This is a genomic window from Streptomyces sp. NPDC050997 (assembly GCF_040660135.1).
GTDB lineage: Bacteria > Actinomycetota > Actinomycetes > Streptomycetales > Streptomycetaceae > Streptomyces.
This window is the reverse complement of the sequence record NZ_JBFAGK010000006.1, coordinates 405,198-423,516: the sequence shown is the minus strand read 5'-3', so window position 1 is coordinate 423,516 and position 18,319 is coordinate 405,198. Positions and strand designations below refer to the sequence as shown.

The 18,319-nt window shown below is 69.7% G+C and carries 15 protein-coding genes and 1 tRNA gene; 5 read left to right on the top strand and 11 right to left on the bottom strand.

Features of this window, described 5'->3' with window-relative positions:
- Positions 1–233: 233 nt before the first annotated feature.
- The 3 genes from AB0H86_RS17155 to AB0H86_RS17145 form a co-directional block, all read right to left on the bottom strand.
- The gene (locus AB0H86_RS17155; RefSeq protein WP_362438291.1) at positions 234–2,045 is read right to left on the bottom strand and encodes a tetratricopeptide repeat protein; all 1,812 of its coding nucleotides are present in this window, start codon (positions 2,043–2,045) and stop codon (positions 234–236) included.
- A gap of 229 nt (positions 2,046–2,274) precedes the next feature.
- Positions 2,275–2,348 (bottom strand) — tRNA-Met (locus AB0H86_RS17150).
- A gap of 41 nt (positions 2,349–2,389) precedes the next feature.
- The gene (locus tag AB0H86_RS17145) at positions 2,390–5,332 is read right to left on the bottom strand and encodes a UPF0182 family protein (protein ID WP_362438578.1); all 2,943 of its coding nucleotides are present in this window, start codon (positions 5,330–5,332) and stop codon (positions 2,390–2,392) included.
- A gap of 163 nt (positions 5,333–5,495) precedes the next feature.
- On the opposite strand from AB0H86_RS17145, the gene AB0H86_RS17140 reads away from it, so the two are divergent.
- The gene (locus AB0H86_RS17140; protein WP_362438288.1) at positions 5,496–6,038 is read left to right on the top strand and encodes a PPA1309 family protein; all 543 of its coding nucleotides are present in this window, start codon (positions 5,496–5,498) and stop codon (positions 6,036–6,038) included.
- An 8-nt stretch (positions 6,039–6,046) separates the two neighbouring features.
- Here AB0H86_RS17140 and AB0H86_RS17135 read toward each other — a convergent pair whose 3' ends face one another.
- From AB0H86_RS17135 to AB0H86_RS17120, 4 genes are all read right to left on the bottom strand, one after another.
- Positions 6,047–7,141 (bottom strand): PDZ domain-containing protein, encoded by a 1,095-nt coding sequence (locus AB0H86_RS17135; RefSeq protein WP_362438286.1) that lies wholly within the window; start codon positions 7,139–7,141, stop codon positions 6,047–6,049.
- A 52-nt stretch (positions 7,142–7,193) separates the two neighbouring features.
- Positions 7,194–7,376: a hypothetical protein gene (locus AB0H86_RS17130; protein WP_362438596.1), complete on the bottom strand. Its 183-nt coding sequence runs from the start codon at positions 7,374–7,376 to the stop codon at positions 7,194–7,196.
- 148 nt (positions 7,377–7,524) lie between these two features.
- Positions 7,525–7,986, bottom strand: a complete 462-nt coding sequence (locus AB0H86_RS17125; protein ID WP_362438283.1) for a molybdenum cofactor biosynthesis protein MoaE — start codon at positions 7,984–7,986, stop codon at positions 7,525–7,527.
- 203 nt (positions 7,987–8,189) lie between these two features.
- A complete protein-coding gene (locus AB0H86_RS17120) occupies positions 8,190–9,302 on the bottom strand; it encodes an SDR family oxidoreductase (protein WP_362438281.1) in 1,113 nt (370 codons plus the stop codon).
- 192 nt (positions 9,303–9,494) lie between these two features.
- On the opposite strand from AB0H86_RS17120, the gene AB0H86_RS17115 reads away from it, so the two are divergent.
- Together AB0H86_RS17115 and AB0H86_RS17110 are read left to right on the top strand one after the other, a co-directional pair.
- Positions 9,495–10,964 (top strand): zinc-dependent metalloprotease, encoded by a 1,470-nt coding sequence (locus AB0H86_RS17115; protein WP_362438278.1) that lies wholly within the window; start codon positions 9,495–9,497, stop codon positions 10,962–10,964.
- Positions 10,961–11,476: an NUDIX domain-containing protein gene (locus AB0H86_RS17110; protein WP_362438275.1), complete on the top strand. Its 516-nt coding sequence runs from the start codon at positions 10,961–10,963 to the stop codon at positions 11,474–11,476. The genes AB0H86_RS17115 and AB0H86_RS17110 overlap by 4 nt, the downstream gene beginning before the upstream one ends.
- A gap of 104 nt (positions 11,477–11,580) precedes the next feature.
- Here the strand turns inward: AB0H86_RS17110 and AB0H86_RS17105 are convergent, their stop codons facing one another.
- The 4 genes from AB0H86_RS17105 to AB0H86_RS17090 form a co-directional block, all read right to left on the bottom strand.
- Positions 11,581–12,333: an AIM24 family protein gene (locus tag AB0H86_RS17105; RefSeq protein WP_362438273.1), complete on the bottom strand. Its 753-nt coding sequence runs from the start codon at positions 12,331–12,333 to the stop codon at positions 11,581–11,583.
- Between the two features lie 19 nt (positions 12,334–12,352).
- A complete protein-coding gene (locus tag AB0H86_RS17100) occupies positions 12,353–13,030 on the bottom strand; it encodes an AIM24 family protein (RefSeq protein WP_362438270.1) in 678 nt (225 codons plus the stop codon).
- A gap of 5 nt (positions 13,031–13,035) precedes the next feature.
- Complete coding sequence (locus AB0H86_RS17095; RefSeq protein WP_362438267.1) at positions 13,036–14,616, bottom strand: TerD family protein; 1,581 nt, start codon at positions 14,614–14,616, stop codon at positions 13,036–13,038.
- Positions 14,617–14,767: 151 nt separating this feature from the next.
- Complete coding sequence (locus AB0H86_RS17090) at positions 14,768–15,364, bottom strand: M48 family metallopeptidase (RefSeq protein ID WP_362438264.1); 597 nt, start codon at positions 15,362–15,364, stop codon at positions 14,768–14,770.
- Positions 15,365–15,666: 302 nt separating this feature from the next.
- Between AB0H86_RS17090 and AB0H86_RS17085 the strand changes: the two genes are divergently transcribed.
- Both AB0H86_RS17085 and AB0H86_RS17080 read left to right on the top strand, forming a co-directional pair.
- A complete protein-coding gene (locus AB0H86_RS17085) occupies positions 15,667–16,905 on the top strand; it encodes a TOMM precursor leader peptide-binding protein (RefSeq protein ID WP_362438574.1) in 1,239 nt (412 codons plus the stop codon).
- On the top strand, positions 16,898–18,310 hold the full coding sequence (locus AB0H86_RS17080; protein WP_362438261.1) for an AarF/ABC1/UbiB kinase family protein: 1,413 nt from the start codon (positions 16,898–16,900) through the stop codon (positions 18,308–18,310). Before AB0H86_RS17085 ends, AB0H86_RS17080 begins: the two co-directional genes overlap by 8 nt.
- Positions 18,311–18,319 lie beyond the last annotated feature (9 nt).

The window sequence follows — 18,319 nt, the reverse complement described above, 5'->3', positions numbered from 1 at the left end:
AGTCCCCGCCAGGGGTGCAGGGGACGCAGTCCCCGCCAGGGGTGCAGGGGACGCAGTCCCCGCCAGGGGTGCAGGGGACGCAGTCCCCGCCAGGGGTGCAGGGGACGCAGTCCCCGCCAGGGGTCCAGGGGCCGTGCCCCTGGGATGGGACGGGTAAGGGCGGCGGGGGCGAAACAACCCGGCGGCAACGACAGCACATGCCGAACCAGACCCCGCCCCAGCTCAACGCAGCGTCACGCCGACAGCTCCTGCCGCAACGCGTCCCGCAACCGAGCCGCCCGCTCCGCGACCTCCCCCGGCCCGAGCGACACCGCCCGATCGGCCCACCGCTGCCCCTCCGCCAGCTCCCCCCGACGCGCGTAGACAAGCGCGAGCCGCAAAGCCGCCCGCCCATGCCCGGCGTCAGCCGCCCGAGTCCACCACACCGCCGCCTCCGGCTCACTCCCCTCCCGAGCAAGCAGCAGCCCCAGATTGAACGCCCCGTTGCGCGACCCGGCCTCCGCCGCCTCCCGGTACCACCGCGCCGCCTCGACCACGTCCCCCCGAGCCGCCGCCAGCATCCCGACCCGCACCTGCGCCCGCCGATGCCCCTGCGACGCCGCCCGCTCGTACCACTCCTCGCACTCGCTCTTCTCGTGCACCGACTCACCCAGCTCATGCGCGGGCTCCGGCGGGCGCCGCGCGTCCAGCACGGTGGCCAGCCGATACGCGGCCTCCGCACTCCCCCGCCCCGCCGCACACCGCAGATGCCGTTCGGCCTCCCGCTCGTCCCCGTCCCGCAGTCGCGCGATCCCGACCTGCAGCGCCGCCTCGGTGTGCCCGGCCGCCGCCGCCCGCTCGTACCACCGCAGCGCGACCGACTCCTCGGCCCGCCCGGCGAACAGGATCCCCAGGTTGAACGCGGCGTCCACGCTCCCCGCCTCCGCGGCCTTGGAGAACCACGGCTCCGCCCCGGCCGTGTCCCCGCCCTGCAACAGGAGGATCGCCAGCGCGTTGGCCGCCTCCCGGTGCCCGGCGTACGCGGCCCGCCGGTACCACTGCTCGGCCTGCGCGGTCCGCCCCTGCTCGGCACAGAGCAGCCCCAGGTTGTACGCCCCGTTGTCGTCCCCGGCATCCATCGCGGCCCGGTACCACCGCTCGGCGGTCTGCGGCTCACCTCGCTCGGCGTGCAGCGCGCCCAGCGCGTTCGCCGCGTTCCCGTCGCCGTCCTGCGCGGCCCGCAGCCACCACACGGCGGCGCTCTCGGTGTCCCCGGCGTCCCGCAACAGGAACCCGAGCGCGCAGGCGGCCCGCGCCTCACCGTCCTTTGCGGACGTCAGATACCAGCGCCCGGCCTCCTTGAGCTCGCCCCGCTTCTCCAGGATCGCCCCGAGGTGGAGCGCGGCCCGCCGGTGTCCGCGCGCGGCGGACTGCCGGTACCACTGCTCGGCCTCCTCCGTCGCGACGACACCGTCGTCGGCCCCGGTTCCCCCCTCGGGCATGGCCTTGCGATCGAGCGCGCGAGCCAGCCGGTACGCCGCCTCCCGGTGTCCCCGCTCGGCCGCCGCCCGCATCCACCGCTCGGCGCCTGCCTCCCCGCGATGCTCCAGCAGATCGGCGAGGGCGTACGCGCCGAGCGCGTGGCCCTGCTCGGCGGCCTGGCGCAGCCAGTACTCCGCGGCGGGCTCGTCGCCCCGCTCGCGGTGGTGCCGGCCCAGCGCGTGCGCGGCCGCCGCGGATCCGGCGACGGCGGCGATCCGCCACCACCCGGCGGCCTCGTCGGCGTACCCGCGCTGATGAAGAAGGACTCCCAGGTTGTTGGCGGCGGCCCGGTCACCGGCCGCGGTGGCGGCACGCAGATGGGGTTCGGCAGCGTCGAGATCACCGCGGCGCAGCAACATGGCGCCGAGGACACTCATCGCCTCGGCGTCGCCGGATTCGGCGGCGAGTCGCTGACGGACCTCCTCGGCAGCATCGTCAGCCGCCTCCCCGGCCTCGTCCGGCCCGGAAGGTTGCACAAAACGCCCTGTCTCGAACAGAGTTGCCTTGTCCCCCATAACGTCCATCGTCGCACCACCTGCAACCTGGGTACACCTGGTATACCGCAGCCATTGAGGTCACTACAGCGTTTTGTCGACTTGCCCACAGAGAGACAAGTCAAACACAAAATCCCCAACTCCCCTCCACGGCATGGCCGTGCTCCTTCCCGGCACATGCGTTCGCACACGACGAAGGCCCGGATCCTCTTCAGGATCCGGGCCTTCGTCGGCATACGACTCACGTCGTCTACTTCAGTAGCGGGGACAGGATTTGAACCTGCGACCTCTGGGTTATGAGCCCAGCGAGCTACCGAGCTGCTCCACCCCGCGCCGTTGTTCTGTAACCGTACCACGGCGCGGGGTGGCTTTGATCAACCGCTGGGACTGCTGCTCGGACTCGGGCTGCTACTGGCCTTGTCGCCGCTGCCACTGCCCTTGTCGGCCGCCGCCTGCGCCTCCTCGGCCCGCTTCAGCGCGGCCTCAAGGTCCTTCTGCGCCTTGCCGTACGCCTCCCAGTCGATCGGCTGCTTGTTCAGCGCCTCCTGGCCGGCGTCGAAGGCCTTCTGGGCGTCGTTCAACGCCGCCTGGACCGTGGGGTTGGTGGAGGACGGTGGTGGCTTTGTCGTGTCGCCCTGGTCCGGTGGTGGCTGGGTGGTCGAACCGTCCGCTCCGAAGATCTTGTTGAGGGCCTCGCCGAGGGTGTCCTCGAAGGCGGTGTTGCCTCCGTAGGTCACCAACACCTTTCGCAGCAGCGGGTACTTCAGGCCGCCACCACGAACGTAGACCGGTTCCACGTACAGGAGTTCGCCGTCGAGTGGCACCGCGAGCAGATTGCCGTACTCCACGGTGGAATCACCGCGGTTGAGCAGGCTGATGGTCTCGGCGATGTCCTGTTCGGAGTTGAACTGGCTCTGCACCTGTTTAGGCCCGTTGACCGTGGTGTTCGTCGGCAGTTTCAACACTCTGATCTTGCCGTAGTCGCCGGTGCCCGCCTCCGCGTCGACCGTCATGAACGCACTGAGGTTGTCCCGGCCGTTGGGTGTGAACGTCGTCGTCAGCGAGAACACCTGCGACGACTGGTCGGGCATCTTCATACTCAGGTAGTACGGCGGCACCGCGTTGCCCGACTTGTTGGTCGGGTCGTCCGGCACCTGCCACACCTCGCTGCCACTGAGGAACGTCTGCGCGTCCTCGACGTGGTAGCGGCTGAGCAGCTCGCGCTGGACCTTGAACAGGTCCTGCGGGTACCGCAGATGGGCCATCAGCGCGTCGGAGATGTCCTTCTTGGACTCGACCGTGCCCGGGAACGCCTTCATCCAGGTCTTCAGGACCGGGTCCTTGGTGTCCCACTGGTAGAGCTTGACCTCGCCGGTGTACGCGTCGACGGTCGCCTTCACCGAGTTGCGGATGTAGTTGACCTGGTTCTGCTGGGCCACCACCGCACGCGAGTTGTTGGTCGCGGTCAGCGAGTCGGCCGTCGTGTCACCCAGGGTCGTACGGGAGGCGTACGGATAGCCGTTCGTGGTCGTGTACGCGTCGACGATCCACTGGATCTTGCCGCCCACAACCGCCGGATAGGCGTCACCGTCGATGGTCAGCCACGGGGCGACCGCCTCGACGCGCTCCTTCGGAGTGCGGTTGTACAGGATCCGCGAACCCTCGCCGATGGCACCCGAGTAGAGGATCTGCGGCTCGTTGAACGCCACCGCGTACGCGGCCCGGTTGATCGGGTTGGAGAGGTTGACCCCGCTCTTGCCCGTGTAGCTGAAGGTCTTCTCGCCGGTGTCGTCGGAGTAGTCGATCTCCTTCTGGGGACCACCGACGATCGAGTACGAGTTGGTCTTCTCGCCGTAGTAGATCCGCTGCTGGTACGTCCCCAGGTCACCCTTGGACGGCAGGTCGTACTCGGTGAAGACCGGACGGCCCTGCGAGTCGGCCTCGGTACCCTTCGCGGCGACCGCGCCGTACCCGTGGGTGTAGCGGAAGTGGTCGTTGATCCAGTTGTTCTTCGGAATGCCGTTGAGGTTCAGCTCACGCAGTCCGATGACCGTGTCTTGATCCCCCGCGTTCTTGCCGTCCTTGCTGTAACGGTCTACGTCCAGGTTGGTCGGGAACGCGTAGTAGTTCCGCATCTGCTGGAGCTGCTGGAACGTCGGCGAGACGATGTTCGGGTCCATGATGCGGATGCTGGCCGCGTCGGCGGCGTCGTCACGCAGCTTCGTCTTGTCCGTGGTGCTGGACTTGCCCTCGTACTCGGTGACCTTGGCGTCGTCGATGCCGTACGCCTCACGTGTCGCCTTGAGGTTCTTCTCGACGTACGGCGCTTCCTTGGCCTGCTCGTTCGGCTGCACCTGGAACTTCTGGACGATCGCGGGGTACAGCCCGCCGATGAGGATCGCCGAGAGCACCATCAGCCCGAAGCCGATGACGGGCAGCTGCCAGGTGCGCCGCCACAAGGTGGCGAAGAACAGCAACGCGCAGATGACGGCGATGCAGAACAGGATCGTCTTGGCCGGCAGATAGGCGTTGGCGTCGACGTACCTGAGGCCCGTCCAGTTGCCGGTGGCCTTGAAGTCGCTGGACTTCACCGCCAGGCCGTACCGGTCGAGCCAGTACGCGACCGCCTTCAGGGCGACGAAGATGCCCAGCAGCACCGACAGGTGTCCGGTCGCGGCGGCCGTGGCACGCGCGCCCGGAGAGGTGACCCTCAGCCCGCCGTACAGATAGTGGGTGAGCGCGGCTGCGATCACGGAGAGGATCGCGGCCGCGAAGCCGAAGCCGAGCAGGAACCGGTACCAGGGCAGGTCGAAGGCGTAGAAGGAGACGTCCAGGTGGAACTGCGGGTCCTTCTGGTGGAAGGGCACGCCGTTGACCCACATCAGCCAGGTCCGCCACTGGCCGGAGGCGGAGGCACCCGCGATCAGACCCACCAGGGAAGTGATCCCGAGCAGCAGCCACTTCTTGTACGGCGCGATACCCATCCGGTAGCGGTCGAGGCTCTGCTGCTCCATCGACATGGCGCTCAGCGGCGGACGCAGCCGGTGCGCCAGCCAGATGTTGAAGCCGACCGCGAGAGCCATCAGCAGGCCGAAGACGAAGAACAGCCCGATCTTGGTCCACAGGGTTGTCGTGAACACGGACGAGTAGTTCACCGACCGATACCAGAGCCAGTCCGTCCAGAACCCCGCGAACATGGTGAACGCCATACCGAGAACGGCAAGGACGCCCAGCGTCATGAGCAGGGTCCGGACGCGCCGGGACGGGCGTCCCACTCTGATCCGTGGCCCCGTCGGGCCTCCGCCGCGGTCCGGCATCTGGAAAGCCAAGGTGCGCACCTCGAAGTTCGCTGTTGGTCCGTCAGACCCGCGTCATCACGGGCCGTCCATGGGCCACGTGATCGTAGGCCCTCATCTATGCAACTTACTCACGCTTTACTCGGTTCCCGATTCGGGCCGGGAACGAGGCAGGATTGTGACCATGTCCAACACTCCCATGGCGGCGAGCCCGCTTACCCGGGCGGTACTCGAGATCGACGAGTACGCCTCCGGCCTCGGCTGGGACCAGCCCGCCCGCCTCTTCGCCCTCGTAGACACCGCCCGGCTGCGGACCCAGGAACCCGCACTCGCGGCCCAGCTCGGCCTTGAGGCGGAGCAGAAGATCACCGGCCTCACCCCGATCGAGCAGGACGAAATTCCAACGGGCAAGCCGCTCGACGAGTTCCTCGGCACCATCGCCTGGCCCGACGCCGTGGTCGGCTGCGCGCTGACCGTGGAACGTCTGATGCTGCCGCCCTCCGCCGAGGCGTCCGTCCCGGAGGGGCTCGGCGAGAAGAAGCTCGCTCAGTGGGTGGCCGAGCACCCGGACCGCCAGGAGGTCCGTATGACCGTCGCCGTCCTGCGGGACGGCGCCCGCGAGTCCGCCCTGCGGCTGCGCGAGAAGGACTCCCCGACGGAGGTCCTCACGGGCTCCGAACTGGTACCGGGGCTGGCGGAGGCACTGAAGGCGACGTTCGAGGAGTAGCCCCCGGGCTACTTCGTCGTGCACTTCGGCAGGTCGGCGGTGTCGCCGGAGCGAATGTCCTTGAGGGCGCCCAGGGCGTCGTCGATGGTGTTCACCTTGACGAGCGTGAGGCCCTTGGGGGTGTCGCTCGCGGCGGCCGCGCAGTTGTCGGCGGGCGTGAGGAAGTACTGGGCGCCCTTCTCGCGCGCGCCGACGGTCTTCATCTCGATGCCGCCGATCGGGCCGACCTTGCCTGCGTCGTCGATGGTCCCGGTGCCGGCGACGAACTTCCCGCCGGTGAGGTCGCCGGGCGTGAGCTTGTCGTAGATGCCGAGCGCGAACATCAGACCGGCGCTCGGACCGCCGACGTCGGCGAGCTTGATGTCGATGGTGAAGGGGAACGTGTGGTCGGTTCCGGCGGAGATCCCGACGATCGCGCGCTTCTTACCGCTGTCGGCGGAGGCCCTGGTCGTGATGGTCACGTCCTGCGTCTTCGTCGGCGTCCGGTTCTCCTTCTCGGCGGCGGCCTGCTCCTTGGCGGGCACGATCGTGAAGACGACCTTGTCGCCCGGCTTGTGCTTGGTCACCAGTTCGGCGACGTCGTTCGGCGCCTTCACCGCCGTACCGTCGACGGCCTTGATCACGTCACCGGCGTGCAGCCTGCCCTCGGCCGGGGAGTCCTTGACGACGGTCGAGACGATCACCCAGGACCGCACCGGAACGTCCAGTTCCTTCAGGGCGGCGACCTTGGCGCTCTCCTGGGACTGGCTGAATTCCTCGGCGTTCTCCTGGGTGGACTGCTCCTCGGTCTTGCCGTCGGGGTAGAGGGTGTCGTGCGGCACGACCCTGTTGTCGTGCGCGAGCCATCCGTAGACGGCCTCGACCAGGTTCATCTTGTAGTCGGCGCTGGTGACCCGCACGGTGGTCATGTTCAGATGCCCGCTCGTCGCGTATGTCTTGCGCCCCGAGATCTGCAGCACCGGCTCGCCGTCGTGGTCCCCGAGCGTGTTCACCGTCGGCCCGGGTGACATCTCCGAATACGGCACGTTGATGAAGACTCCAGCGCACAAAAGCGTGATCAGCATCAGGGTGGAGGCGAGCATCGTCGCGGTGCGGCGTGGCATGGCATGACAGTACGGGACGGTCCTGTCAGCGCACCGTCAGGGCCGCATCCGGTCACGTGCCGGAGTGGGGCTTCTCCATGGCCGCGCGGAACCGGGCATATCCGTCAAGTTCGGGACCGTCACCACGGGACTTGCGGGTCCGGTTGGCCCAACTGCCCCACAGGCCGGCGCCGATCGCGGCCAACAGCGGAATCAGCAACCAGACGAGCGCCCCCATGCCGACCTCCAACCCCACCTGAACGATCACAACTGACTGATCAACAGATTAACCATCCGCGCTGACAACGCTCACGTCAGGGGTGGGGTTACGCGACCGGACGGGTGAATGAAGGGTTCACCAGCTCCCCAGGCCCCTGAGGGGCGGGGTTGCCGAATCGTCGGGGTCAACAGGCCCCGACCCACTCCTCGGTCCCGTCGGAGAACGTCTGGTGCTTCCAGATGGGCACTTCGTGCTTGAGATCGTCGATCAGCTTCCGACAGGCCTCGAAGGCCTCGCCCCGGTGCGGACAGGAAACGGCGACGACTACGGCGAGGTCCCCGACCCGGAGGTCCCCCACCCGGTGCACGGCGGCAAGCGCCCGCACCGGATACTCCGCGACCACCTTCTCGGCGATCCGCCGCATCTCGGCCTCGGCACTGGGATGACACGAATACCCGAGCGCCTCGACATCGGCGCCCCCGTCATGGTTCCGCACGGTCCCCACGAACAAGGCGGTGCCCCCGGCTGCGTCGTCCCCGACGGCCCGGAACACCTCGTCCAGGGAGAGGTCCGTCTCCCGCACGGCAAGCAGCCTGATCGGATCCTGGGCCGTCTGCTCACCGGGGTGGTCGTGTGTGGGTGCCATAGCCCCTATCGTGCCGCACGCTCGGGACCACGGGGAACAGCGTCATCGCCCGGCACTCGCGCGTGGTCGCTCGGAGCCCCACAGACCCGGTTCGGGGCTGATCAGCACCGGTCGCCGTTCCCATCCCGTTGGGCACGGCCCACTGCCCACGGCGCCAAGCGAGGACACGCCCTCTCTGCGCCCGCGAGGACGTCTCCTTCGGATCAGATCCGCCGACGCGCCTTGCGAGCCCGCCGCACCACCGCCGCCGCTCCCAACAGCGCCACCGTCGCCCCCGCGGCCCCCGCGGCCGTCGCGTCCTTCCGCCCAAGCCGCCGCCCGGCCACCGTATGTCTCCCGGAAACCTCCTCGAGAAGCTCCGCGAGCACCTCCTCGTTGGTCCACTGCGGCCGCCACCCCGCGTCATGCAGCCGGCTCCCGCTCACCACCCAGGGGTACATCGTGTACGCCAGATCCCCCGCCGGAGACGGCGTGAGCCCGATCCGATGCAGCCGAGCCGCCGCCCCCAGCGCGACAGCCGAGGGCAGCTCCATCCGCCGGATCCCGCTCAGCTCCTCGACCTCCTCCTGCTCCAGCCACCCGTCGCACCCGACGGCCAGCTCCCCCTCGACCTTCTCCAGGACGGCGTACTCCAGAGCACTGCACAGATCCTCGACGTGACAGAACTGCCAGGCAGGCCGGGACCCTGCCACAACGAGCAGTCGAGGCGACTCGAAATACCTGGTCAGCGCGGTGTCGGTACCGCCGACGAGCACAGCCGGCCGCACTACGGTGACATTGAGTCCCGGATGCGCCCGAGGTGCCCTGCGAGCCAGTCGCTCGATCTCCAGCAGGTCCCCGACCCCGGTCGCCTCCGCCGTGGCCCGCAGCTCCGCGTCCTCCGACAAGGGCAGCTCGTTGTCCGGCAGGGCCCCGTAGACCATGGAGGACGTGCACAGCACGGCCCGATGGACCCCGGCCGCGGCGGCCGCGGTCAGTACGGTCTGCGTCCCCCGCACGTTGTACGCCGTCCGGGCGGCGGCATCGGTCTCCAGGTCGAGGTCGAGAGCCAGATGCACCACGACATCCGCCCCGCGCAGCTTCTCCGCGATGGCCGGATCCCGCACGTCCAGGATGTGCCACTGCGCGCCGACGCACTCGCCCCGACGCTCGTCGAGGCCGATGACCTGCTTGATCTCCTCAGAAGCGGCGAGCCGCTCGGTGAGCAGCGCCCCGATTCCGGACGCTGCGCCGGTGACCGCGACGACGGGCCCGCGCTTGGCGGAACTGGTTGACTGGTTTCGCGCTGCGCGAACCTGTGGATCTGGGGAACTCACCGGGCGTCTCCAGCGGTTGTCTTCAGTACGAGCGCGCGTGAAGCGCACGTACCAGGTGGCATCCATCCTGCCGCAGGCCGCGAGTCGGCGAAGCACCGAGGCCCGAACCGCCCATGGTGTCTACGCTGGGTGGTGTTGTCGGGCAGCCGCGCCGCCGGAAAGAACCGGTGGCCTTACCAGCCGAGGAATCCCGTGAGTGACACCCCATTCGGATTCGGCCTTCCGCCGGAGGAGCCGGACGACGGCGACGAGGGCAAGAAGAAGGACCCGCAGAGCGGCGGTGGTCAGGGACCGGCCAACCCGTTCGGTTTCGGCGAGATGCCCGGAGGCTTTGGCGGCCCGGGCGCGGACAATCCGCTCGCTGCCATGTTCGGTTCACTGAACCCCACCGACCTGGGCGCCGCCTTCCAGCAGCTGGGCCAGATGCTCTCGTACGAGGGCGGCCCGGTGAACTGGGACATGGCCAAACAGATCGCCCGCCAGACGGTCTCGCAGGGCACGGCGGACGGCACCAAGGACACGAGCGTCGGCCCCGCCGACCGCACCGCCGTGCAGGAGGCCGTCCGCCTGGCGGACCTGTGGCTGGACGACGCCACGTCCCTGCCGTCCGGCGCGGCCTCCGCGGTGGCGTGGAGCCGAGCGGAGTGGGTGGAGGCGACCCTGCCCGCGTGGAAGGAGTTGGTGGACCCGGTCGCCGAGCGTGTCGGCGCCGCCATGGGTGACGTCCTGCCGGAGGAGATGCAGGCCATGGCCGGCCCGCTGATCGGCATGATGCGCTCGATGGGCGGCGCCATGTTCGGCACGCAGATCGGTCAGGCCGTCGGTGTGCTCGCGGGCGAGGTCGTCGGTTCCACCGACATCGGCCTGCCGCTCGGCCCGGCCGGCAAGGCAGCGCTGCTGCCCGTGAACATGGACGCGTTCGGCAGGGACCTCGGCGTGTCGAAGGAGGAGGTGCGGCTGTACCTCGCCCTGCGCGAGGCCGCCCACCAGCGCCTCTTCGCGCATGTGCCGTGGCTGCGCTCGCATCTGTTCGGCGCGGTCGAGGGCTACGCGCGCGGGATCAAGGTCGACACCGCGAAGCTGGAGGACGTGGTCGGCCAGTTCGATCCGCAGAATCCGGAACAGCTGCAGGACGCCCTTCAGCAGGGCATGTTCCAGCCGGAGGACACGCCGGAGCAGAAGGCGGCCCTGGCTCGTCTGGAGACGGCTCTGGCGCTCGTCGAGGGTTGGGTCGACGCGGTGGTGCACGCGGCCGCGAAGCCCCGTCTGGCGGCCGCTGACGCGCTGCGCGAGACCCTGCGCCGCCGTCGCGCCTCCGGCGGCCCGGCCGAGCAGACGTTCGCCACGCTGATCGGCCTGGAGCTGCGCCCGCGCCGCCTGCGGGACGCCTCCCGTCTGTGGGCCTCGCTCACGGACGCGCGCGGTGTCGACGGCCGGGACGCCCTGTGGGCCCACCCTGACATGCTGCCGACCGCCTCCGACCTGGACGACCCGGACGGCTTCGTGCACCGCGAGCAGCTGGACTTCTCCGAGCTGGACAAGATGCTCGGCGAGGCGGCGGACAAGCCCGACCTCAAGAAGAAGGACAAGGGCTCCGGGCACGACGGCTCCACGGACGAGGGGAGCCCTCAGGACGAGGCCAAGGGCGACGACACCGAGTGAGCCTGTACGACGACGCGGTCCTCGTCCTGAAGAACTACGAGGACCAGGCAGAGCTCCGCCAGGCCTACCTGGACCACCTCGCGGAGCATCCGGACGGCATGTGGAAAGCCTGCGAGGACGGGCACATCACGGCGAGCGCCATGGTGATCGACCCGGAACACGGACGGGTGCTGCTGACCCTGCACAGGAAGCTCCGCATATGGCTGCAGATGGGCGGCCACTGCGAACCGGCCGACGACACCCTGGCGGCGGCCGCCCTGCGCGAGGGCACCGAGGAGTCGGGCATCGCGGGGCTGCGCCTGCTGCCCGGCGGCCCGGTGCGCCTGGACCGCCATCACACGCCCTGCGCCTGGCACCTCGACGTCCAGTACGCGGCGCTCGCTCCGTCCGGTGCCGTCGAAGCGATCAGCGACGAGTCCCTGGACCTGCGCTGGTTCGCGTACGACGAGGTCACCGATGTCGCCGACGAGTCGGTCGTACGTCTGGTGGAGGCGGCCCGCGCGAGGCTCTGAGGCATACGAGGCTCGCAGGCACGGGGGCACGGAGGGCAGAGGTAAGGGGCGCACACCCTGGCGGTCGCCCCTTACGTCTGGTTTCCGGACGATGCCGGACGGCGTCAGCTGTTGCTGCCCCCGAGGTTGTTCCCGCGCAGGCCGCCGCTGCCCATGCCGAACTGGCCGAGCACGCCCGATGTCCGCAGATGCTGCGGTGGCAGCAGCTCACTGGGCTGCACCAGGACATGGCCCGTCCCCGAGAACTGCATCTCCCAGCCCTCACCGGAGGAGCCACGGCGGCGCCACACTGCGGACGTGGAGGTGGGAGCCTGGAGCTGGGTCCGCAGCGACGTCGACCAGGCGACCACGGCGTCCGCGTCGCAGCAGACGTTCTTCTCCGGAGTGACCTCCAGCACCAGTGGCTCGCCCGAGGTCATGAGGACGATCTGCCCCGATCCGGACAACTCCAGGTTGTAGGCACCCGCCGAGGCCACCTCCACGGCACTGTCCACCGCGACGATGCCGACCCCCAGGGAGCCGTCGAAGGCGAGCACGTAGGAGCTGTCGACGGTGAGACCGCGGCCGACCTCCATGATGTGCAGATGCTGAGCCAGATTGGCGAGATAGACGACGCCGTTGCCCTTGCAGCGCATGAGCTCCAGACGCTCGCCGGTCATCCGCTCGACGTTGCGCCAGCTGCGGTTGCGGTACTGGCTGTCGAACTCCACCTGCCCCTCGAAGGCCACCATGGCCCCCTGGCGCGCGAGTACGGGGCTGCTGCCCTGGGTGACGTCGGTCTTGAGGAGCTGTGGGTTCTGCAGGGTGTAACGGCCGGTGGACTCCACCGGAATGTGTGCGAAGAGTGTGCTGTGCATGATGTGCCTGGTGCTCCCCTCAGCCCCGGACCTTGAATCGGTCGCCGGTGTCCTCGCTCGGCTGGACCACCACGAAGCCCTGGCCCTTGAAACCGATCTGGAATGCCTCGCCACTGCCCCGGCCGATCAGGGCGCTCGCCTTGACGGTGCGGCGGGCCTTCATGTCCATCCCGGCCGTCCACGCGATGAGCGCGTCCGGGTCGACGTACGTCTCACGCTCGGCGCAGTCCAGGGCCATCGGGATGCCCCGGCTGACCAGCGACACCCAGCCCGTGCCGCGTACGACGAGGTTGGTCAGTCCGGAGCCGGACAGCTTGGCGAGACCCTTGACCGGTTCGATCGTCAGCTCCAGCGAGGCGTCGCACGCGAGCAGCGTGGCACCGTTGACCGACAGGGCCTCGTTGTCGAGGTGCAGGACGAGGACGTCGCCGCCGTAGTCGGCGAGGTACAGGTCGCCGTCACCCCGGCAGAGCATCAGCTTGCCGCCCTCGCCGGTGACCATCTCCTCCGCCGAACGACGCAGGTTGGCGGGCGCCCCGTCGAACTGCACATAGCCCTCGTACGCGATCATGGAGCCGGCCTTGGCCAGCAGGTCGTGCCCGGTGGCCATGGTGACCTTGAGCGTCTTGGAGCTGTGCACAGTCATCCGGACGCCGGTCGAAGCGGCGCGGTGCGCGCTGAGAGTCTGGGTGTCCATGGGCCTCACACCTCGAAGGGCTGTACGACGACGAAGTTGCCGGGGGCGCCGCGGAACTGGAGGTTCACGGCCTCGGAGGTCTGCCGGGCGTATCCGGACCGGCGCAGCCTGAGCGCGGTCGTGGTGACGGCCTGCGCGCCGGCGGACCAGGCGATGACGGCGTTCCCGTCGACGTAGGTGGCCGGGCCGACCGGGATGACGACCGGTACACCGCGCGTCTTCACCGCGACCGCACCCGTACCCGAGAACAGCATGCTGAACAGGCCCCCGCCGGGCAGTCCCGCGCCCTCGATCCGGCGGACCTCGGTGTCCAGTGCCTCGTCGAACGCGAGCACACCCTGTGCGCTGGTGTAGAGCTGCTCGCCCTGGAGACGGATGACGAACACGCGGCTCGCCTCGTCGGCGAGGAAGACCTCCCCGTCGCCGGAACAGCGCATCAGGGACATGCCCTGCCCGGTGAGCGCTCCGGTGAGCTTGCCGAGCAGGCCGGAGCCCTTGTGGGCGAAGTCGATGTCGCCCTGGTAGGCGACCATGCTGCCCTGCTTGGCGAGGATCGGGGCACCCTTGGTGAGCGTCGCGCGCACGAGCTGCGGGTTCTGCTCCGTCCAGCGGTCGCCGACCGGGGCTTCCGCGTACTTCGTCAGGACGACGCGGACGTTGGCCTCGGGCGGCACGGGCGCGAGCGCCGTGGCTCCGCCGAAGGGCTGCCCCTGGCCAGGAATGGCCGAGGGAGCGCCCGGGGGCGTGAACGTCTGCGGGCCCGCTCCGGGAGGCGTGAACATCTGAGGGCTCGTCGGCGCGGTGGGCGCCTGCGGCGGGACGCCGGGAGGCGCGACGGGCGGGGTGCCGGGCGGGGTGCCGACTCCGCCGGCCGGCGTGGTCCCGACGATCGTCGGGGCCGTGTGGACGGACGGGGCCGGGGCGTGCGGGGCGGGCGGGGGAGCCGGAGCGCCGAAGGTGGGCGCGGGGGCGGGCGCCTGCGGCGCGGGGGCCTGCTGCGGCGGCGGTGCGAAGGCCGGCGCCTGGGTCGGTGCCGGGGCGTCTGGCGCGGGCTCCTCCTCGGCGACCTCTCCACCGAAGTTCTTCAACAGCGCGTCCAGACCCCCGTCGAACCCTTGTCCGACAGCGGCGAAACGCCACACGTCCTTCAGGTAGAAGTCCCCCAGCATCACGGCGCGCTCGGTGGAGAACTCGGCGCCGTCGAAGGAGTACCGGGCGACCTCCTCCCCGCCGGCGACGATTCGGACGTATCCGGGGGCGATCTGTGACATCTGACCGGCGCCGTCGAGCGTCGCGGTGAACGACAGCTTCTGGATCTGCGGCGGGATCTGATCGAGCGTGACCCGGAAGGACTCGGTGTCGCCCGCTTGCGCGCCCAGGAGCTGGACCGAGTCCTCGGGTGACTTCGGCTGGTTGAAGAAGATGAAGTACCGGTCGTCCGAGAGCCGTTCGTCGGCGTCGAGACCGAAGCAGCTGATGTCGAAGGTCAGTCCGGGGCCGGAGATCTGTACACCCACGTACAGATCCGTACCCGCGGTCAGGTCACTGATCTTGGCCTTGTGGCCTCGTTGGAATTCCCTGGCCATGCGTAACGACCGTCCCCCATCCCGAATAACAGTGCGTCGCGACAGGCTAACGGCAAACTCGGACACCGGCGGAAGTCGGTACAGACCCAGTACAAAATCCCGCTCGGGAAGCCGGGAACCGGAGCCGCGGTCGCCGCTTGCCGCGGGCGCGTCACTCTCCGGGGGCGGCCGGCAGATGCGGCAACCGCTCGGCGGCGACCACGCCTTCGAGATAGCCCTTGGCCCGCTCCGTGCGCGGGTACGCCTCCAACAGCCGCCAGAAGCGCGGCCCGTGTCCGGGCACGAGCAGATGCGCGAGCTCATGGAGGAGGACGTAGTCGACGACGTACTCGGGCATGCCCTGAAGGCGGTGCGACAGACGGATGCTGCCCTCGGCGGGGGTGCACGAGCCCCAGCGTGTGTTCTGGTTGGTGACCCAGCGCACCGAGTTGGGCCTGGCCCGGCCGTCGAAGTACTGGGCGGACAGCCGCTCGGCACGTTCGGTCAACTCGGCGTCGCCCAGGACCCGCTTGCTCTCCTGGGCGGCCAGCTTGTCGAGCATGACACTCACCCAGCGCTGCTCCTCCGCCTCGGACATCCGGGCAGGGATGAGCACGATGGTGCGATCGCCCTCGCGGTACGCGGAGACCGTCCGGCGACGCCGGGCACTCCTGCGCACCTCGATCGCGCTCGCCCCCGAGCCGCTCGGCGGCTGGCTCATCTTGCTGCGCTGTGGCGTTCCGGTGCGGTGCAGGGGATCGGCGGGCACGCCCCGACGTTACCCGCTGCACACGGGGGAAGTCCCGACTCCGGGACGGTTGGGCTCCGATCCCCCACATGCGTTTGATTCATACGACTGACTTGTACGACGAATGCCCCCGCCTGTGGACAACTTTCGGCGCCCGTCGCCCGGCCCGGGGCATGCTGGCACTCGCCGGCGGAGGTGCGACGGGTGTCCTGACCGAATACCTGACGTCCGACCGAATCCGCCGGCCTGACGGGGATGTTCTACGAGGGCAACGGGGGTCTGTCATGCAGCCGACGGTTTCGCAGGCGAAGAAGTCGCAGTCGATGGTTCCGATCGTGAAGCCCGCGCTCAGGCGCGGCTGGCGCGACCTCAACACCGTGCAATTCGGGATGACTCCGGCGCACGCGATGACAGTGGGCCCGATGGACACGGCGACGGGTAGCTTCCTCGATCTACTCAACGGCACGCGTGGGCTTCCGCTCCTGCGGGAGGAGGCCCGTCGGATGGATCTGCCCGACGGGCATGTCGACGCCCTGGTGGAGAGGCTGGCGCGGGCCGGACTCGTCGACGACGCGAGAGGAGGCGGGCCGGGCGCCGAGGCCCTACGGGCGAAGAAGGAGGTCCTCGACCGGTTGCGACCTGATCTGGCTTCTTTGTCGCTGACCGCGTCCGAGCCGGGTGAGGCGATCGGCCTGCTGGCCGCGCGCCGTTCATTGCGTGTCCAGGTGAGAGGTGCGGGCCGGGTGGGCGCGGTCCTGGCCTCGCTGCTGTCGGGCGCGGGTATCGGCGAGGTCGAGGTGCGCGACGTCGGCTGTGTCGAGCCGGGGGATGTCGCGCCAGGCGGACTCTCCGCGGAGTCCGTCGGAGACCGCAGGGACGAGGCTGCTCGGCGGGCCGTGCGCCGAGCCGCCCCGGACAGCCCACCACGCCGCGGCCCCGGCACACCGGTCGAAGGCGACAACGCCGGCCTGTCCCTGGTGATCCTCGCCCCGCGGGACGACGTGGACGTGCACGCCCCCGACCGCTCCGCCGCCGATCCCCTGATCACCTCCGGTACTCCCCATCTGTACGCCGGGGTCGTGGAAGGTACCGGGGTGGTGGGTCCACTCGTCCTGCCCGGCGAGACGGGCTGCGCCGGATGTCTGCACGAGGCGCGCGTCGACCGTGACGGGACCTGGCCCCGACTGGTCGCCCAGTGGCGCTCCGGCACGCCACGCCAGGCGCGGCAGGCGCGCCCCTGCGATCTGACGCTGGCCACGACGGTAGCGGGTCTGGCGGCAGCGCACGCCCTCGCCTTCCTGGACGGCCGGGCCCCGTCGAGTGCCGGCGCGCGCTGGGAGGTCGCCCTGCCCGCCCTCAACTGGCATGCTCGGCCGGTCTGGGCGCACTCCGCCTGTCCGTGTGGGGCAGCGGAGAAAGGTGCAGTGGAGAAAGGTAAGGAGGAACACACCTCCAAGAGCGGGGAGTGGCACGAGACAATGGCGGAGCAACAACCGTCGAAGGAGTTTCGCCGTAGGGCTGACGCGGCGCGGCTGGCTGGCACCTGGAGGGCGCATGTCTGATCTTCCCCGCAAGGCGGTCACCCGTACCGCCAAGCTTGCCGCGCTCCCGCTCGGTTTCGCCGGACGGGCGACCTGGGGGCTCGGTAAGCGGATCGTGGGCGAGTCCGCCGAGTTGGTCGGCCGTGAGTTGCAACAGCGCACGGCGGAGCAGCTGTTCAAGGTGCTCGGCGAACTCAAGGGCGGCGCGATGAAGTTCGGCCAGGCCCTGTCGGTGTTCGAGTCGGCGCTCCCCGAGGAGGTCGCCGGTCCTTACCGGGCGGCCCTGACGAAGCTCCAGGAGGCGGCACCCCCGATGCCGACCCGCACCGTGCACACGGTGTTGACGGAGCGCCTCGGCGAGGACTGGAAGGGTCTGTTCCTGGAGTTCGAGGACAAGCCCTCGGCGGCAGCCTCGATCGGCCAGGTGCACCGCGGGGTGTGGCACGACGGCCGCGAGGTGGCGGTCAAGGTGCAGTACCCGGGCGCCGGCGAGGCCCTGCTGTCCGACCTGACCCAGCTGAGCCGGTTCGCCCGCCTGTTGGGCCCTCTCATCCCCGGTGTGGACATCAAGCCGCTGATCACGGAGCTCAGGGACCGGGTCTCCGAGGAACTGGACTACGGCCTGGAAGCGCAGGCCCAGCGCGCCCACGCCGAGGAGTTCGCGGACGATCCGGATGTGGCGGTGCCCGGTGTGGTCCATCAGTGCGAACAGGTTCTGGTAACGGAGTGGATGGACGGCGTCCCGCTGTCGGAGGTGATCGCCGACGGCACCCAGGAGCAGCGCGACCGCGCAGGCCAGCTCCTGGCCCGCTTCCTCTTCTCCGGCCCCGCTCGCACCGGCCTGCTGCACGCCGATCCGCACCCGGGCAACTTCCGGCTCCTGCCCGGTGGCCCGGACGGCGAGGAGGACTGGCGCCTGGGCGTCCTGGACTTCGGCACGGTCGACCGCCTCCCGGGCGGTCTGCCCACCACGATCGGTACCTCCCTGCGCATGACGATCGACGGCGAGGCGGAGGCCGTCTACGAGCTCCTGTGTGCCGAGGGCTTCGTCAAGGAGTCCATAGAGCTCGACCCCGACGCGGTCCTCGACTACCTCCTGCCGATCATCGAACCGGCGCAGGCCGACGAGTTCACCTTCACCCGCACCTGGATACGCAGCCAGGCGGCCCGCATCGCCGACCCCCGCTCCCCCGCCCATCAGCTGGGCAAGCAGCTCAACCTGCCCCCGGCCTACCTCCTGATCCACCGCGTGACCCTGAGCACCATCGGCGTGCTGTGCCAGCTGGGTTCGACGGTGCGTCTGCGCGAGGAACTGGAGGAGTGGCTGCCGGGATTCGTCCCGGCAGCGATCTTGGAGAAGGGCGACGACACCTTGTCGGAGGACGAGGACGAGGAGGAGGAGGAGGAGTGGGTGGCGGAGGTGTGAGGGCGTCGG

Bases quoted from the DNA above. Each gene is read 5' to 3' on its own strand.
- AB0H86_RS17080 (WP_362438261.1), top strand. From the start codon at position 16,898: ATGTCTGATCTTCCCCGCAAGGCGGTCACCCGTACCGCCAAGCTTGCC.
- AB0H86_RS17105 (WP_362438273.1), bottom strand. From the start codon at position 12,333: ATGCACAGCACACTCTTCGCACACATTCCGGTGGAGTCCACCGGCCGT.
- AB0H86_RS17155 (WP_362438291.1), bottom strand. From the start codon at position 2,045: ATGGACGTTATGGGGGACAAGGCAACTCTGTTCGAGACAGGGCGTTTT.
- AB0H86_RS17095 (WP_362438267.1), bottom strand. From the start codon at position 14,616: ATGGCCAGGGAATTCCAACGAGGCCACAAGGCCAAGATCAGTGACCTG.
- AB0H86_RS17135 (WP_362438286.1), bottom strand. From the start codon at position 7,141: ATGCCACGCCGCACCGCGACGATGCTCGCCTCCACCCTGATGCTGATC.
- AB0H86_RS17100 (WP_362438270.1), bottom strand. From the start codon at position 13,030: ATGGACACCCAGACTCTCAGCGCGCACCGCGCCGCTTCGACCGGCGTC.
- AB0H86_RS17085 (WP_362438574.1), top strand. From the start codon at position 15,667: ATGGTTCCGATCGTGAAGCCCGCGCTCAGGCGCGGCTGGCGCGACCTC.
- AB0H86_RS17145 (WP_362438578.1), bottom strand. From the start codon at position 5,332: ATGCCGGACCGCGGCGGAGGCCCGACGGGGCCACGGATCAGAGTGGGA.
- AB0H86_RS17140 (WP_362438288.1), top strand. From the start codon at position 5,496: ATGTCCAACACTCCCATGGCGGCGAGCCCGCTTACCCGGGCGGTACTC.
- AB0H86_RS17125 (WP_362438283.1), bottom strand. From the start codon at position 7,986: ATGGCACCCACACACGACCACCCCGGTGAGCAGACGGCCCAGGATCCG.